We start from the raw sequence: 14,984 nt of genomic DNA on the forward strand, positions 1-14,984 counted from the left end.
GCGCAGCGGCGGCGGCGAGTCGGACCCCACGGTCCCGGCCCCGGCCGAGGTCGCGCTCACCCAGCAGCTGGACAACCTCGACCAGGCCATCGACGGCCTAGCCGGCTGAGCCCGCGGCGTAGCTGAGCCTCCGTCAGATCGCTCCCGCGGGAGTCATCTCGTGCGGTGGCGGTCCGGCACGATCGTGCCCTTGTCGATGACCAGGATCCGGTCGCTCGCGTCCTCGTGGACCTGCTGGAACTGTTCGGCGACCAGCACCGCGACCCCGCTGTCGGCGATCTCCCGCAAGGTGGCGTAGACCGCGTCGACCACGACCGGGGCGAGACCCTGGGAGGGCTCCTCGACCAGCAGCAGCTTGGGCGAGGACATCATCGCCCGGGCGATCGCGACCATCTGCTGCTCGCCGCCGGAGAGCGTGCCGGCCTTCTGCGTGGTCCGGTCGGCGAGCACCGGGAACAGCGTGAAAGCCCGGTCCAGACCGTCGCGCTTACGAGCCCGGGGCAACGAGGCCGCGCCCATCAGCAGGTTCTCCTCGGTGGAGAGATTGGCGAAGATCCGCCGCCCTTCCGGCGACAGGCCGATCCCGGCCGCGACCCGCTTGGCCGGCGACCAGGTCGAGATGCCGGTGCCCTCCAGGCGGATGTAGCCCTGGATCACCGGGACGGTGCCGATGATCGTCTTGAGCAGCGTCGATTTACCGGCCCCGTTGGCGCCCAGCAGGGAGACCACCTCGCCGGCCGCGACCTGGAGGGAAACCTTGTGCAGCACCGGCTGGCCGTTGTAGCCGGCGATCAGGTCCGCCGCCTCGAGGATCATCGGCCGGCCTCGGGGGCCTGCGGGATCGGGTCCTCACTGAAGTCCAGGAGGTAGTCCAGGCGGGTGCCGAGGTAGCGCTCCTGCACCTCGGTGTTCGCCGCGATCTCGGCCGGGATACCGGAGGCGAGCACGCTGCCTTCGGCGAGCACGTACACGAGGTCGCAGCTGTCCAGCACCGCCCGGACGTAGTGCTCGACGATCAGGACGCTCAGCCCGAGGTCGGTGTGCAGCCGGCGGATCAGGGAGAACATCGCCGAGGACGACGCCGGGTCGAGCCCGGCCGCGGGTTCGTCGAGGAGCAGCAGCCGGGGGCCGGCGACCAGCGCGCGGGCGATCTCGATGCGCCGCCGGGCGGAGAACTCCAGCGATCCGACCCGCTCGTCCCAGTACAGGTGCACGTCCAGCAGCCGGGCCGCCGCGTAGCCGGCTTCCTCCGCCTCCCGCAGCTTCGCCCACGCCGAGGGCCGGCCGGCCAGGAACGACGCGGTGCGCGCGTCCACCGAGGCCCACGCGCCGCCGCAGATGTTGTCCCCCGCGGTCAGCTCGGGGATCACCCGGGTGTTCTGGAAGGTGCGGGTCATGCCGAGGCGGGAGCGGTTCCAGGAACTGGTCCGGGTGACGTCGCGGCCGAACAACTCGACGGTGCCGGCTTCCGGGGTGGTGAAGCCGGAGACCACGTCGAACAGCGTCGTCTTGCCCGCGCCGTTGGGTCCGATCAGACCGACCATCTGCCCGACCGGAACGTCGACGCTCGCGCCGGTCAGCGCATGGATCGGGCCGAAGGAGAGCCGGAGGTCGGTGGCGCGCAGCGCCAGGTCGTGTTCGGGACGCGGCGGCAGCCATCGCTCCAGCACCGCCAGGCATTCGGCTCGCTCCGCGGAGGTGAGCACGCTGGTGTTCTCCCCGGCCAACCCGGACGACTCGCGCAGCACAGCGGTGGCCATCCGCTTGCGCTTGGTCCGCTGCCGGCGCCTTCCGTAACGGCGGCGTCGCTCCAGGTCCTGCATCCGCCCGCCGACGCCGCGGGCGCCGAACAGCGCACCGAACCCGAGCGCGACGGAGGCGATGAAGTTCTGCTCGATGCTCCAGCGTTCGAGCTCGATCGGCATGACGTAGAGGTAGGCCGCCATCACGATCACCGCGGCCATCGAGTCGACGCCGGCGAGCACGGGGATGGAGAGCAGCAGCAGGGAGGTCTCCACGTCCCAGCCGAGGAACAGCGGCGGGGTCGTGTAGAACATCGAGCCGAGCACGCCGCCGACCCCGGCCAGGAATCCGGCGAGGGTGAACGCGAGGATCCGGAACCGCACCGGCGGGATACCGAGGGCTGCGGCGGACTGCCGGTTCGAACCCATCACCAAGAAGGCCAGCCCGGCCGGGCTGCGGCGCAGGCGGATCAGCAGGACCAGCACGATCGCCAGCCAGCCGAGGGCGAAGAAGTAGAACGTGCGATCCCCGACGAGATCGATCCCCAGCGGTGAGGGCCGAGGGTCGATCAGGGCGGCGCCGCCGTTGCCGCCGGACACCCCGCCCGACAGGTAGCCGATCGGGAAGATCGTCTTCTCGATGGTGACCTGCAGACCGAGGGTGAGGATCACCAGGTAGATCACCGGCAGTCGCCCGGAGGCCAGCGCGAGGCCGGCCATGAACGTGGTGGCGATCGCGATGGCGATCAGTGCGGCCACAATCCAGGGCAGGCCCTGCCCCTGGTCGTCGCGGTTGAGCCAGTTGAAGTAGTACATCGCCGAGGCGAATACCCCGGCCGAGGCGAGCGAGATCTCCCGGGCCCAGCCCTGCAGCACCAGCAGCCCGAGGCCGAGGATCGCGACCGGGATCGCGGCGGTCAGGCCGAAGACGCGGTAGTCGGCCATCAGCAGGCCCCACGCGATGAGCAGACCGGTCAGCACGAGCGACGCCGGCGAGCCCATCGCACGGATGACGGGGCGGGACTTGGTCTCCAGGCCCTCGAAGATGCCGGTGCCGGGTGCCCGGAAAAGACCACTCACGCCTGACGCCGCTCGAGCAGGAAGAAGGACTCCTTGCGGACCCGGGCCGCGATCACGATCAGCGCGAGCAGCGCGCAGGACAGCGTCACCTCGCGGCCACCGGCCGAGACGTCGCCGAAGAAGCCGACCACCAGCGCGGTTTCCAGGATCCCGTAGAGCACCGCACCGGCGAGGGCCAGCGGCAGGCTGCGCAGCCCGCCGACCACCGCGATCAGCATTCCGCGCACGAGCAGCAGCAGGATGCCGTCGACCGGTTCGGCGACGGCGGCGGCGTACATCGCGCCACCGAGGGCGGCGATCGCGCCGGAGGCCCCGTAGACCCCGGTGCCGATCAGCCGCAGCTTGGCCCCGCACCAGACGCTGGCCTCGACGTCGTCCGCGATCGCCCGGATCGCCAGCCCGGTGTACGTGCGCGAGAGGAACAGGGCCAGCGCCGCCACCAGCGCGCACAGGATGAGCAGAGCGGCCAGGCGGTGGTTGGTCACCACCACGTCCCCGATCCGGGTGCCGCCGTCGCCGAAGGGGCTCGGCGTGATCGACAGTCCGCCGGGACGGATGTAGTAGCCGGAGAGGTTGCCGATCACCAGCAGGCCGGCGATCGAGATCACGGTCAAGGTCATACCGGGCAACTCGGCCATCCAGCGCGACATCACCAGCGCGCCGAAGCCGATGCCCACGGCCGCTCCGGCCGCGATCGCGATCAGGATCGCGGGCGTGGTGCCGATGATCGCGTCGTTGTGACCGAAGTGCGCCGCGTCGCCGTCGGCCGGCCCGCGGACCAGGTAGGAGTAGACCAGCGCGCCGAAGATGGCGATGCCGCCGTGGACGAAGCCGATGGTCCGGCTGATCCGGTAGGTCAGCACGATCGCGACCGGGAGCATGCCGTAGAGCGCCGCCACGGTCAGGCCGAGGACGACGATCTCCGGGACGAGATCAAGCTGCACGGGGTGGGACCTTCCTCGAGCCGCCTGGGGAATCTAACCCGTATGTCCCGGTTCCCCCAGCCCGCCCGGACGCCGCGCCTTGACACTGCGTGACCGCCAGGAATGGCATGGGGGGCACTGGCACGGACGCCAGGCTTCCGGGGGGTCGAGAAGTGGCCGGTTCAGAGGCGGTGCGAAGCGCGCCTCGCCGTGCGCTCAATGCCGGCCAGCAGCTCGGGCCACACCCAGCGCGCCAGGTCGTGACCCATGCCGGGTACCAGCAGCAGCTCCGCGCCGGGGATCGCGGCCGCGGTGGCGACGCCGCCGGAGGGCAGGATCACCCGGTCCTTCTCGCCGTGCATCACCAGCGCCGGGACCTCGAGCCCCTGCAGGTCACCGGTGCGGTCGCGCTCGCCGACCGCTGCGGCGAGCTGCCGGCCCGACCCGTTGGCGGTCTCGCGTTGCATCGACTGACGGGTCAGCTCGCGCACGTCGGCATCGTCCGCCTCGGTTCGCCCGGCGGACCCGATCCGGCGAAAGGCCCGGACCAGGTCCTCGACCGCGCCGTCGGGGGTGCGGGGGGCCGGTCGCAGGAACAGCGGGATCAGGCGCCGGGCGACCCGTCCGGTCCGGCCGTCCCCGGGGCGACCCATGATCGAGACCAGCGAGCGGGTGCGCTCCGGGTGCCGGATCGCGACCTCCTGGGCGATGAACGAGCCCAGCGAGACCCCCACCACGTGGGCCGAACCGACAGCGATCGCGTCCAGCAGGCCCGCGGCGTCGTCGGCCATGTCACCGAGCGTGTAGACCGGCCGGGCCCGGCGGCGCAGGAACTGCCAGCCGCTGATACCGGGACCGGAGACAGCACTGGAGCGGCCGACGTCGCGGTTGTCGAACCGGACAACGTGGAACCCGCGGCCGGCCAGCTCGATGCAGAACTCCTCCCGCCAATAGAGCATCGACAGGCCGAGGCCCATGACCAAGAGCACGGTTTCGTCGGTGGGGTCGCCGAAACTCTCGAAACACAGGGACAACCCGCCCACGTCGGCGAAGCGTTCGCCGCTGCGCTGGATTTCTACCGGGAGCCCGCCGTCCACGCGGACCATTCGTGCCCGGACCAATCGTGGCTCGCTCGACCAACGAAGTTCACCCCGGCGCAACACGGTTGTGCGGTTGGCCGGGCAACTCTGGAGTACCAGTAGATGCCGGGGGAAGGAGTCCAGGTATGACAACAATGACGTGGCTCGAGCGGGAGTACTGGTCCCAGCCTCGCCCCGTCGTGCCCGCCTCCCGCCCGGGCGGCTCGGCGCCGGCGGTGCCCATCACCCTCATCACCCCCATCACTGCCATCACTTCAGCACCCACTGCCCCGGCTGCGCGGTTCGAGCGGCAGGGTTCCGAACTGGTCCTGATCGTGCCGATCACGGCTTCCGAGGCCCGGCACGGAGCGCTGGTCATGGTTCCCGCTCCGGGAACCAGCGTCCGGTTGCGCATCCCGCCGGGCACGACCACCGGCCGCCGCTTCCAGGTCCCGCGCGTGAGCGCTCCGGCGCCGGACGGCTTCGGTGACCTCACCGTCGTGGTCGAGGTTTACTAGCGCCAGGAGCGCTACTTGCGCTTCTTGTCGGCCTTGTTCAGGTCACCGAGCAGCGTCTCGGCCGCGAGCTTGCCGGGCAGGGAGCAGACGCCGCCGGTCGGGTGCGTGCCGGCGCCGGAGAGGTACAGACCCTTCACCGGCGTGCGGTACTGGCCGAGCCCGGGGGCCGGGCGCATCGGTCCGAACCGGGTGATCAGCGGGTCGACGTGGTAGACGTTGCCGGCCGGTGCGTTGAACCGCTTCTCCAGGTCCGGGCCGCAGAGCACCGTGCGTCCGATCTCGTGGGTGTCGAGGCCGACGTAGTACTGCGCGGAGTCCTTGATGACGCGCTCGCCGATCTCGTCGCGGACGTCCTCCCACGGCGTGACCGGGTTGACCGGCGGGATGCCGGACCACAGCCAGAAGGTGTCGCCGCCCTCCGGGGCCTGGGTCGGGTCGACCCGGCTCGGGACGATCGAGCAGTGCACCGGCATCGGGTCGGCCCACTCCCCTCGGACGGTGGCGTCCCACGCGGCGCTCTGCTCCTCGAGGGTGTGCCAGGCGACGAGGATGCCGGTCGGGTCGAGCTTGTCCTTGCGCCACTGACGGTGCTTCTCCATCGTGATCTTGCCGCTGGTGGCGACGTTGATCTTCAGCGACGTCGCGTGCGTCTTGCGGATCGGGATGTCCTTGGCCCGCGACTCGAGCTTGTGGTCCAGCGTTCCCGGCGGCAGCAGCTTGGTCAGCGTGATGATCGGGTTGCAGGTGGTCAGCACGGCGTCGCGGGCGCGGATGACCTCACCGGACTCGAGCTCGACGGCGCCGACCCGGTCGCCCTCGATGCGCAGCTGCGCGACCGGGGCCTCGAGCTTGACCTCACCGCCGTGGGCGAGGAAGCACTTGTGCAGGGCGGCCGGCAGCGCGCCGGTGCCGCCGACCGGCATCGCGTTCGCGACCCGCTGGACGATGCCGAGGTAGATCATCGCCCACGCCGTCATGTCCAGTTTCAGCTGCGAGAACGCCGCCATGGCCGAGAGGGCGCCCTTGGGCAGCTCCGTCTCGAACGTCTCATCGAGGAACTCGTAGTGGGACGCCCCGACGATGTGCTTGAGGCCCCACAGCTTGCGCAGGTGCGGGGCCGCCTTCACGGTCTCCTTCAGCAGCTCCTTGCTGAACGGCCGCGTCGGGTGGACCTTCATGTACTCGATGACCGGACCCATCGCGTGGTACATCGCGTTCGACATCTCCAGGTAAGCGCGCGCGTCCTTCGGGGAGAAGTGGCGCAGCTCGTCAGCGGTCTTGCCGGCGTCCTTCCAGATCGCCAGCGAGCTGCCGTCGGGGGCGAGCTGGATGTGCGACGGGTCGACCGGGATCTCGCGCAGGCCGTACTTGTACAGCTCCAGGTCCTCCGCGACCCCGGAGAGTCGGAAGACGCCGGTCAGCTGGATCGCGCCCTCGTTGAACAGGTGCTGCGGAGCCTGGGGAAGCGTCGCGTTGGTCGCGGTCATGCCACCGACCTGGTTCGACGCCTCGACGATCAGCACCCGTTTGTCGGCCTTGGCCAGGTAGCAACCGGCGGTCAGTCCGTTGTGGCCGGCTCCGACGATCACGACGTCGTACTGCGAGGAAGTGGTCATGGACACATCCTGCGCCTTCTCGATTGAAGAATCAAGTTTGAAAATCCATTCGTTTATGGCACTGTCGGGGGGTGGAGAAGGAACCCGGCCGACGCGAGCGCCGCAAGCTCGAAGCGCGCGAGCGACTGCTGGCGGCTGCGCGTCAGGTGCTCGCCGAGAGCGGTGAGGCCAACCTGCGGATAGGCGATCTCACCGAGATGGCCGACATCGGCTTCGGCACCTTCTACAGCCACTTCGAGTCCAAGGAAGCCCTGGTCGAGGCCGTCCTGGTTGAGGTGATGGCCAGCGCCGCCGGCGCGATCGGTTCGCGCGCCCTGGAGTTCCCCGACCCCGCGGAGACCGCGTCCTTCGCCTACCGCCGCTTCATCCGCTTCGCCGCCGACGAGCCCGAACTGGCCGCCGTCCTGACCAAGCTCGACGCTGCGGACGACCTGTTCGAGACCTCGCTGTTGCCCTACGCCCGCAAGACCCTGGAGCGCGGCATCTCCTCAGGCCGCTTCGACATCGTCGACATCGACCTGGCCCTGTTGTCCGTCTCCGCCGCCGCCTTTGCCGCGATCAAGGGCGTCCTCGCCGGTCGGATCGGCCCGGACACAGGAGCCGCCGGCGCGGAGATGATGCTGCGCGCCTTCGGGCTGCAGCACGCCGACGCCCGCGAGATCGCGCACCGCCCGATGCCGGCTCTGGAGGGACGCTTAGCCCGGGCGTGAGGTCACTGCAGATCGGGTAGGACGAAGGTCGGCTTACCGCAGACACCCTGGTGAGTGGCGACTGCACGTCCCAACTCGCCCCACGGGAGGACCGTCATGGACGAGGTCGAGTCCCGGATTGGTCGGCGCATGAGTAGCTCCCCCGGCGTTGAGGCGACTCCGCAGGTTCTGGGCGATGGCGAAGAAATGTGCATGCGGCTCGGGCCAGGCCTGTCCAGTCTGGGAGGGGTACGCGCATTTCTGCGTCAGGCCTGCAGCGAGGCGCTCTCGCCAGAGCAGACGGCGGACGCGGAGTTGCTCGGTACAGAGCTGGTCGCCAACGCGATGCGCCACGGCGCTGCCCCCATCTGGATCGAGGTCAACCGCGCCGGTTGCACGGTGCGCATCGCGGTGTGCGACCGGGGTAGTGGGCGGCCCCGGCCGAGCGAGGCCGACTGCAACGACGAATCCGGTCGCGGCCTCGCGCTGGTTCGGCCCTCACCGACCAATGGGGACTGGCACAGCTCGATCGCGGCAAAGCGGTGTGGTTCACGCTCGTCGCCGCAACCTGAGAGCGCTCGTCCGCCGAGAAGCTCCGGGCACCCCGGCCACCGGTCGACCAGGGCCAGATGTCGACAACGGTGGCCGCCCCGCCGACGGCGTCGAGCAGGCGCGAGATGTCCGGTCGGTCGCTGGTCACGATCACCGCGTCCGCGGGTGCCGCATCCACCACCGCACCGTCGGCGATGTCCGAGCTGGAGCCGCGCGCCAGAACCGAACCGACGCGGTGGGCTGTTGCCTCGTCGAAGATCGTGACGTCGCAACCGCGGAGCAGGCGCCGCAGCGACGCCTCCCGGGGTGAGCGACTGACCTGCGCGACCACCGGAGCCGGCACGGTCGGGATCAGGCCGCGCTCCAGGCGGACTCGGTGGTCGGCCCAGAACTCCCGGTCGTTGCGGTCAGCCGCGATCAGTGCGCCGGCGTCGTAGACGACCTCGTTCACGCCGACCGGCGACCGGCCGCGCCGGCGACGCGCTGACGGGCGGCGTCGAGTTCGGCCTCGGTGAGGGGCACCTGCTCGGCCTCCCACTCCGCCACCGCGGCGAGCCCGGCGCGCACTGTCAGCGCCCGTCGGGCCGCCGCCGTCATCCACGCGGACACGCAGGAACCCTCCGCCTTTGCGGCCGCCGGGACCTGCTCGTACACATCGGGGTCCACGGTGATGGCGAGCTTCGGCGACCCGTTGACCGCGTCCCACCTCACCGCGAATCGGCATCGACCCTGCCCGTGCGCGTTCCGGCCCGACGGAGCAGCACGACGAAGCCGACGGCGGCGATGAGCATCCACGCGACCAGGTACTGGAAGGCGGCTTCGGGCCCGGCCGTCGACCAGATCAGACCGGCGATGCCGGAGGCGGCCAGGTTGCCCAGCGACTGGACGGTGGCGAGCAGGCCGAAGGCGGATCCGCGCAGGTCCGCCGGGGCGAAGGCGGCCACGGCCGCGGACTCGGCGGTTTCGGCGCACGCGATGCCGATGCCGGCGAGCAGGAACCCGGGGGCGAGGGCGAGCACGGTCGTGGCGTCGAGGGACAGGGAGGCGTACGCCAGGGCGAACACGGCGACTCCGAGCGCCATCACCAACGTCGGTCCCTGACGACCCCAGCGATCGCTCGCCCGGCCGGCGGGGAGTGAGGCGATCGTCGCGGCGACGTTGTAGGCGATGTACAGGCCGAGGGCGAGTTGGCCGGCGTCGTGGGTGCCGTGCGCCGGCTCGAGCTGCTCGCTGGCGCGCAGGATCATCAAGGTCGCGGCCACGTTGCCGACCTCGAACGCGGTGATCACCACGAGGATGGCGCCGAGGTCGCCGCGCAGGACCGGGCGCACCCGGATCCGTAGCGAGCGGCGTTCGCGGTCCTCGGCCCGCGGGGCCTTGCGGATCGCGTAGACGATCGCGAGGGCCGCCAGCAGCCCGGGGATCACCGAGAGCAGGATCGCGGTGCGCACGCCGACCAGGGCGACGAGTCCGAGTGCGAGCAGCGGGCCACCGATCGCGCCGAGGTTGTCCATCATTCGTTCGAAGCCGTAGGCCCGGCCGTACGCCGTGGCCGGGACGATGTCGGCGAGCAGTGCGTTGCGGGCCGGCACCCGCAGGCCGCGCGCGGCCCAGGCGCCGGAACGCAGGATCCCGACTTGCCAAACCGCGGTCGCGGCGCCAGTGAGCGAGGCAAGCACCGCGGTCGCGGAGTACCCGCCGACCGCGACCGCGCGCCGCCGCTTCGGGTCATCGGCCAGCGCGCCGCCGACGAACTTCGCGGCTCCGGCCAGCCCGTCGCTCACGCCCTCGATCAGACCCAGGGCCGCCGCCGGGGCACCGAGGGTCGAGGTGAGCAGGCTCGGCAGCAGGGCGGTGGGGATCTCATGACCGACGTCGGCCAGGAAGCTCGCGGCGCCGATGCCGCGCACTCCGGGGGTCAGCCACGCCTGGTCCGCCTGGGCCGGTGCCGTGGGGGCCGCGGCCTCGGACCCAGGCGTGGTCGGAGGCGCCGAATCGGCGGTCATGCCCGGAGCGAACACCACCTGCGGCAGAAACTGCAGACTGCCGAAGCAGGGTTGAACGCGCTAAAATGATCATGGTTCGTTCTGTAGCGTTCCTGCGCGAATCACGATACACAGCGGCGCTCGGGTCGGCGTTTGTCCAGGTGGGACGTCTAGGGTTCTGAGCTGTGACGCGGTACCTGGACATCAGTACCGACCTCGCCGAAAAGGTGCGGGCACGTCGGCTGCGGCCCGGAGCCGAGCTACCTGCGGTGCGCGTGTACGCCGCCGAGCTCGGCGCGACTGCCTCCACCATCAGCCGCGCTTACCGGCACCTGGCCCAGGCGGGCGTGGTCGTCATCGAGGCACGGCGGCGGGCGCGGATCGCCCCGGACGGCTATCTCGCTGCGTTGCACCTGCTGCACGGCGAGCGTGTCTTCCGGTTGGCCGGCAGCGACGACCCCGGGTTGCAGTTGCTGCTCGGCAGCGCCGGCCGCTCCGTGGTGCTCGCGGCGGCCCGGGCCAGCTTCCCGGCGCTGCGGTTGCTGGCGGCCGGCGAGGCCGACGGGGCGGCGATCCACCTGCGCCACCACACCGGGGAGTACAACGCGCCGTTCGCCCAGTCGCTGCTGCGCGATCGCGACCCGCACCTGTTGCGGCTCTGGCGACGTGAACAGGGACTCCTGCTCCCCCGCGGAAATCCCCAGGGCATTCGCGGACCCGCCGACCTGGCGGGCCGGCGCATGGCCAAGCGAGAACACGGAGCCGGATCCCGGGTGCTGCTCGATCAGCTCATGCTCGATGCCGGGCTCACTCCGGAATCCGCGGCCGGTGTGGAGTTCCACTCCCACCTCGAAGTCGCCCTCGCGGTCGCCTCGGGGGTTGTCGACGCCGGGTTGGCCGTCCGTGCCGCCGCCGTCGACCTCGACCTCGAGTTCCTCCCCTTGGCGTGGGAGCACTACGACCTCGTGATGCCCGGCGATGTCCTGGGAGCCGCGGAACCACTGATCCGCGCCGCCCGCATGCCCCAGGTGCAGGCCTCCATCGCGGCACTCCCGGGCTACGACCCCGCCGACCTCGGGTCCCTCGAAGCCCTCGCACCCCGCCGTCCGTAGCTCGCGTTCAAACGCAGCCATCACTCACCCGAAACCGAACCCACCCATCAGCCACCCGAGCTGGTCGCCGTTCCGTCGGCACCGAGCTCTGCAGCTGCCGAGCGGATCAAGGCCCGACAGCTCTGGCAGGACGGCGGCTGGCGCGGTGCGACCCCGACCGGGCAGCCGGTCAACCCGCGGACGGACTGCACCGATTGGAAGCGCCTGCTGAACGACACCGGCCTACGGGACAGCCGCCTGCACGACGCCCGCCACACGGCGGCGACCGTGCTGCTCCTGCTCGGCGTCCTGCTCTGGGGGCAACGCGACCGGTAACGAGGCCTGGCCGTGAGGGCGCCGCCGCCGGCGAATGAGACCGGAACTGAGACCGGACACCACAACGCCGGGTGACCCACGGAGGGTCACCCGGCGTTTGTGCTGGTCAGCTGGCGGTGGCGGTGGGATTTGAACCCACGGATGCTTGCACATCACACGCTTTCGAGGCGTGCTCCTTCGGCCGCTCGGACACGCCACCGTCGGAGACGATATCAAGCCGCGCGCTTGCGCCCGGGCCGCTTGAGCCCTGGCCCGAATTCGCCCAGTCGCTCATGAAGCGTCCCGCTGCGCGGCGAAGAAGTCCAACAGCGCCGCCGAGCACTCGGGCGCGAGCACCCCGCTGATCACCTCGGGCCGGTGGTTGAGCCGTCGGTCGCGCACCACGTCCCAGAGTGATTCCACGGCTCCCGCTTTCGGGTCGGTCGCGCCGTAGACCACGCGGGTCACGCGGGAGAGCCCGATCGCGCCGGCGCACATCGTGCAGGGCTCCAGGGTGACGACCAACGTGCAGCCGGCCAGCCGCCACTCGCCGCGGGCCCCGGCGGCCTCGCGGAGCGCGAGGACCTCCGCGTGCGCGGTCGGGTCGGCGTCGGCCTCGCGCCGGTTGCGGCCGCGTCCGATCACGACACCGTCGGAATCGACCACCACGGCACCGACCGGGATGTCACCCGTGGCGATCGCGGCGTCGGCCTCGCGCAGCGCCTCGCGCATCGCGGGTTCCCAGGCCGACCGCAGAGCGTTCAGCGCACGGACTCCAACGCCTCGGCGGCACCGACGGCCTGGGCGAGCGTGGTGAGGATCTCCGAGGGCAGCAGGCCCTCCTTCGCGCACAGCGCGAGCAGTGCCTCACTGCCGGTGCCGAGGTCGGAGAGCAGCTCCGAGTCACCGACCGGACCGCTTTCCAGTTCCGCCGGTTCGTCGTCATCGTCCTCGTCCTCGTCGGCCGGGGCCTCGACCTCGAGGCCATCGATGGCGAGCGAGGCACCCCGGGCGCCCGCGGCCGCCTCGAGGAGCATTTCGGCGTACGCGGAGATGCCGACGGCATCACTGTCTGAGACGAACACCCGCGGATCGTCCTCGCCGTCGACCCGGACGACGGCGAACCAAGCGTCCTCCTGTTCGAAGAAGAGCAGGGAGGTGGAGTCGATGTCGGACAACTCCGACGACTCGCGCATCCCGTCGGCGAGATCGGTCAGATCATCGATCCCGTCCAGGTCGATGTCGTTGGCGTCCCATCCGTCGTCATGACGGGACAGCACTACGGCGAAGTACCCCACGTTCCGCTCCCCAGCAAAAGCGTCAATCGGCCAGCGCAGCATCCAGCGCTCGACGGTACGGCTCGGAGAACCCGAGACGCGCCGCGATGCTGTCGAGCATTTCATCCGGATACAGGTCGTCGTCGTCGCACAACGCGCCGAGTTCCATCGCCTTCAACCCGAGGTCGGAGAAAATCTGCAGATCCCCGGCCGGCATGGCGCGCTCGTCCTCCTCCGGACCCGGCAGTGGAAGGTCGAGCGCTTCGAGCACCTCACCGGCGATCGGCGACTCGCCGGCCGCCGTCACGTCGGAGAGCAACAGCGAGACGTCCTGGCCGCGGATGCGGACCGCGACGAAGAAGTCGTCCTCGACGGAGACGAAGCCGATGGCTCCGCCGGCGCCGGCCTGCCGCCGCGTGGCATCCACCAGTTCATCGAGGTCGTGACCTACCCGGTTCGGAAGCATGCTGGCCACCCAGCGGTCGTCCTCCCGGTAGACGACCACCGCGAAATCAGTCGTTTCGCTGGGCATACCGAACTCCCTGACCTGGGGTGCACCTCGATCCTGACAGATGTGGGCGCTGACGGGCAGGGGCGAGCACCTGCGCGTGAGAACCTGACCGCCATGCGCACCCATGTCGTCGACCATCCGTTGGTGGCGCACAAGCTCTCGTGGCTGCGGGATGCGAGCACTCCGAGTCCCCTCTTCCGGCTCCTGTGCGACGAACTGGTCACCCTGCTGGCTTACGAGGCGACCCGCGACGCCCGCGTCGAGGCCTGCACCGTGCGGACGCCGCTGGCGCCGGCGACCGGCGTCCGGCTCTCTCTGCCCAACCCGCTCGTGGTCCCCATCCTGCGGGCCGGGCTCGGGATGCTCGACGGGATGATGCGATTGCTGCCGACCGCGGAGGTCGGGTTCCTCGGCCTGGTCCGGGACGAGACGACGCTGCAGGCGAGCACGTACGCCGAGCGACTGCCGGCCGACCTGTCCGGGCGGCAGTGCTACGTGCTGGACCCGATGCTGGCCACCGGCGGCACCCTGGTCGCGGCGGCTCGCTACCTGCTCGACCGCGGCGCCGACTCGATCACCGCGCTGTGCCTGCTGGCTGCGCCGGAGGGCATCGCGCACGTCGAAGAAGCCCTGAAATCTGATGCGGCATCAGTCTCGCTGGTGGTGGCCGGGGTCGACGAGAGGCTCAACGACGTCGGCTACATCGTCCCCGGACTAGGGGATGCGGGCGATCGCCTCTTCGGCCTCGCGCAGTAGGTCTCCCGCGTCGCCGAGCAGCACGCTCGCGGCCGCGAAGAGCGGGTTCACCACGCCGGCGTAGCCGGGGCCGGTCGAATCGATGAACACCACGACGGCGCCGCCGCGCGCCACCTCGAGGACGGGCATCGCCAGCGCCGGGTTCACCACGTCGTTGGCGCCGACCACCAGAGCGACCGAGCCGGCATCGAAGGCGGCGGTGTCGAGATCGCGCCGGGACGACCACGGCACGCCGGCGGCGTCCAGCAGCACGTCGAGATGCCCGGGCACCCGGCCGGCCACGGGGTGGACCGCGAAGGTGACCTCGGCCCCCCGCCGGCGCACCGTGTCCGCGAGCCGGGCGAGGTCATGCTGGGTCTGGGACATCGCGACCCCGTAGCCGGGCACGATCACCACGCGGCGGGCGGCGGCGAGGCGGGTCGGGATCTCCTCGGGCGTCATGCCAGCAGTTCTGCGGTCGGGGCGTGCACGATCCGGCCGGCGTGGGTCACGGCGCAGGCGCCGAGGATCTCGTCGGTCAGGTCCGGCGCGCGCACGCCCTCGGGGCCGAGGTACTCCAGCAGGCTGACCACGTTGTGCGCGAACATCCGGCTGGCGTGGGCCGGCAGCTGGCTGGGCACGTCCGCGCCGCCCCAGAGCAGCACTCCGTCGCCGACCATCTCCTCCGCACCGGGGCGGACGTCCTCGACGTTGCCGCCGGCCTCGGCGGCCAGGTCGATCACCACCGACCCGGGCCGCATCGCCGCGACCATCGCCCGGCTGATCAGCATGGGGGCGTCGTGCCCGGGGACGGCCGCGGTGGTGATCACCGCGTCGGCGGCCGCGACGTGCGGCCCGAGCAGGTCCTGCT

General features: G+C 70.9%; 16 protein-coding genes, 1 tRNA gene and 2 pseudogenes. 6 read left to right on the plus strand and 13 right to left on the minus strand.

Annotated features, from left to right (window positions below; genetic code table 11):
* Window positions 1–153: 153 nt before the first annotated feature.
* From H0X00_RS12595 to H0X00_RS12610, 4 genes are all read right to left on the minus strand, one after another.
* Window positions 154–816, minus strand: coding sequence for an ABC transporter ATP-binding protein (locus tag H0X00_RS12595; RefSeq protein ID WP_293771343.1), 663 nt, complete (start codon window positions 814–816; stop codon window positions 154–156).
* Complete coding sequence (locus H0X00_RS12600) at window positions 813–2,822, minus strand: ATP-binding cassette domain-containing protein (RefSeq protein ID WP_293771346.1); 2,010 nt, start codon at window positions 2,820–2,822, stop codon at window positions 813–815. Before H0X00_RS12600 ends, H0X00_RS12595 begins: the two co-directional genes overlap by 4 nt.
* A complete protein-coding gene (locus tag H0X00_RS12605) occupies window positions 2,819–3,766 on the minus strand; it encodes a hypothetical protein (protein ID WP_293771348.1) in 948 nt (315 codons plus the stop codon). The genes H0X00_RS12600 and H0X00_RS12605 overlap by 4 nt, the downstream gene beginning before the upstream one ends.
* A gap of 161 nt (window positions 3,767–3,927) precedes the next feature.
* A complete protein-coding gene (locus H0X00_RS12610; RefSeq protein ID WP_293771350.1) occupies window positions 3,928–4,842 on the minus strand; it encodes an alpha/beta hydrolase in 915 nt (304 codons plus the stop codon).
* Window positions 4,843–4,970: 128 nt separating this feature from the next.
* On the opposite strand from H0X00_RS12610, the gene H0X00_RS12615 reads away from it, so the two are divergent.
* A complete protein-coding gene (locus tag H0X00_RS12615; protein ID WP_293771353.1) occupies window positions 4,971–5,342 on the plus strand; it encodes a DnaJ C-terminal domain-containing protein in 372 nt (123 codons plus the stop codon).
* A gap of 11 nt (window positions 5,343–5,353) precedes the next feature.
* Here the strand turns inward: H0X00_RS12615 and H0X00_RS12620 are convergent, their stop codons facing one another.
* Window positions 5,354–6,958 (minus strand): NAD(P)/FAD-dependent oxidoreductase, encoded by a 1,605-nt coding sequence (locus H0X00_RS12620; RefSeq protein ID WP_293771355.1) that lies wholly within the window; start codon window positions 6,956–6,958, stop codon window positions 5,354–5,356.
* Between the two features lie 71 nt (window positions 6,959–7,029).
* Here H0X00_RS12620 and H0X00_RS12625 point away from each other — a divergent pair, with 71 nt between their 5' ends.
* Window positions 7,030–7,668, plus strand: coding sequence for a TetR/AcrR family transcriptional regulator (locus tag H0X00_RS12625; RefSeq protein ID WP_293771358.1), 639 nt, complete (start codon window positions 7,030–7,032; stop codon window positions 7,666–7,668).
* Between the two features lie 192 nt (window positions 7,669–7,860).
* Window positions 7,861–8,463 carry an ATP-binding protein gene (locus H0X00_RS23845; protein ID WP_367186591.1) on the plus strand — a complete coding sequence of 201 codons (603 nt, stop codon included), beginning with the start codon at window positions 7,861–7,863 and terminating at the stop codon, window positions 8,461–8,463.
* A gap of 183 nt (window positions 8,464–8,646) precedes the next feature.
* Here H0X00_RS23845 and H0X00_RS12635 read toward each other — a convergent pair whose 3' ends face one another.
* Both H0X00_RS12635 and H0X00_RS12640 read right to left on the minus strand, forming a co-directional pair.
* Window positions 8,647–8,910 carry a hypothetical protein gene (locus H0X00_RS12635; protein ID WP_293771362.1) on the minus strand — a complete coding sequence of 88 codons (264 nt, stop codon included), beginning with the start codon at window positions 8,908–8,910 and terminating at the stop codon, window positions 8,647–8,649.
* Window positions 8,907–10,205 (minus strand): MFS transporter, encoded by a 1,299-nt coding sequence (locus H0X00_RS12640; RefSeq protein ID WP_293771364.1) that lies wholly within the window; start codon window positions 10,203–10,205, stop codon window positions 8,907–8,909. Before H0X00_RS12640 ends, H0X00_RS12635 begins: the two co-directional genes overlap by 4 nt.
* A gap of 164 nt (window positions 10,206–10,369) precedes the next feature.
* Here H0X00_RS12640 and H0X00_RS12645 point away from each other — a divergent pair, with 164 nt between their 5' ends.
* Window positions 10,370–11,296: a substrate-binding domain-containing protein gene (locus H0X00_RS12645; RefSeq protein WP_293771366.1), complete on the plus strand. Its 927-nt coding sequence runs from the start codon at window positions 10,370–10,372 to the stop codon at window positions 11,294–11,296.
* A gap of 96 nt (window positions 11,297–11,392) precedes the next feature.
* A pseudogene (locus tag H0X00_RS23850) lies at window positions 11,393–11,584 on the plus strand (site-specific integrase); the annotation flags it as partial.
* 138 nt (window positions 11,585–11,722) lie between these two features.
* Here H0X00_RS23850 and H0X00_RS12650 read toward each other — a convergent pair.
* The 4 genes from H0X00_RS12650 to H0X00_RS12665 all read right to left on the minus strand — a co-directional run bounded on the left by H0X00_RS12650 (window position 11,723) and on the right by H0X00_RS12665 (window position 13,399).
* A tRNA-Ser gene (locus H0X00_RS12650) sits at window positions 11,723–11,810 on the minus strand.
* 71 nt (window positions 11,811–11,881) lie between these two features.
* Window positions 11,882–12,322, minus strand: a complete 441-nt coding sequence (gene tadA, locus H0X00_RS12655) for a tRNA adenosine(34) deaminase TadA (RefSeq protein ID WP_293771368.1) — start codon at window positions 12,320–12,322, stop codon at window positions 11,882–11,884.
* Between the two features lie 29 nt (window positions 12,323–12,351).
* Window positions 12,352–12,888 (minus strand): tRNA adenosine deaminase-associated protein, encoded by a 537-nt coding sequence (locus tag H0X00_RS12660; protein ID WP_293771370.1) that lies wholly within the window; start codon window positions 12,886–12,888, stop codon window positions 12,352–12,354.
* Window positions 12,889–12,910: 22 nt separating this feature from the next.
* Entirely contained in the window at window positions 12,911–13,399 is a 489-nt protein-coding gene (locus H0X00_RS12665; protein ID WP_293771372.1) for a tRNA adenosine deaminase-associated protein, read from the minus strand.
* 93 nt (window positions 13,400–13,492) lie between these two features.
* Between H0X00_RS12665 and upp the strand changes: the two genes are divergently transcribed.
* A complete protein-coding gene (gene upp, locus H0X00_RS12670; protein WP_293771374.1) occupies window positions 13,493–14,134 on the plus strand; it encodes a uracil phosphoribosyltransferase in 642 nt (213 codons plus the stop codon).
* Here upp and H0X00_RS12675 read toward each other — a convergent pair.
* Both H0X00_RS12675 and H0X00_RS12680 read right to left on the minus strand, forming a co-directional pair.
* The gene (locus tag H0X00_RS12675; protein WP_293771377.1) at window positions 14,093–14,575 is read right to left on the minus strand and encodes an NAD(P)(+) transhydrogenase (Re/Si-specific) subunit beta; all 483 of its coding nucleotides are present in this window, start codon (window positions 14,573–14,575) and stop codon (window positions 14,093–14,095) included. The two genes, upp and H0X00_RS12675, sit on opposite strands and share 42 nt — an antisense overlap.
* Window positions 14,572–14,984 (minus strand): annotated as a pseudogene (locus H0X00_RS12680) (NAD(P)(+) transhydrogenase (Re/Si-specific) subunit alpha); the annotation flags it as partial. The gene H0X00_RS12675 and the pseudogene H0X00_RS12680, both read right to left, overlap by 4 nt.

The organism is Sporichthya sp. (assembly GCF_013815995.1).
In the GTDB taxonomy this organism is placed as follows: domain Bacteria; phylum Actinomycetota; class Actinomycetes; order Sporichthyales; family Sporichthyaceae; genus Sporichthya.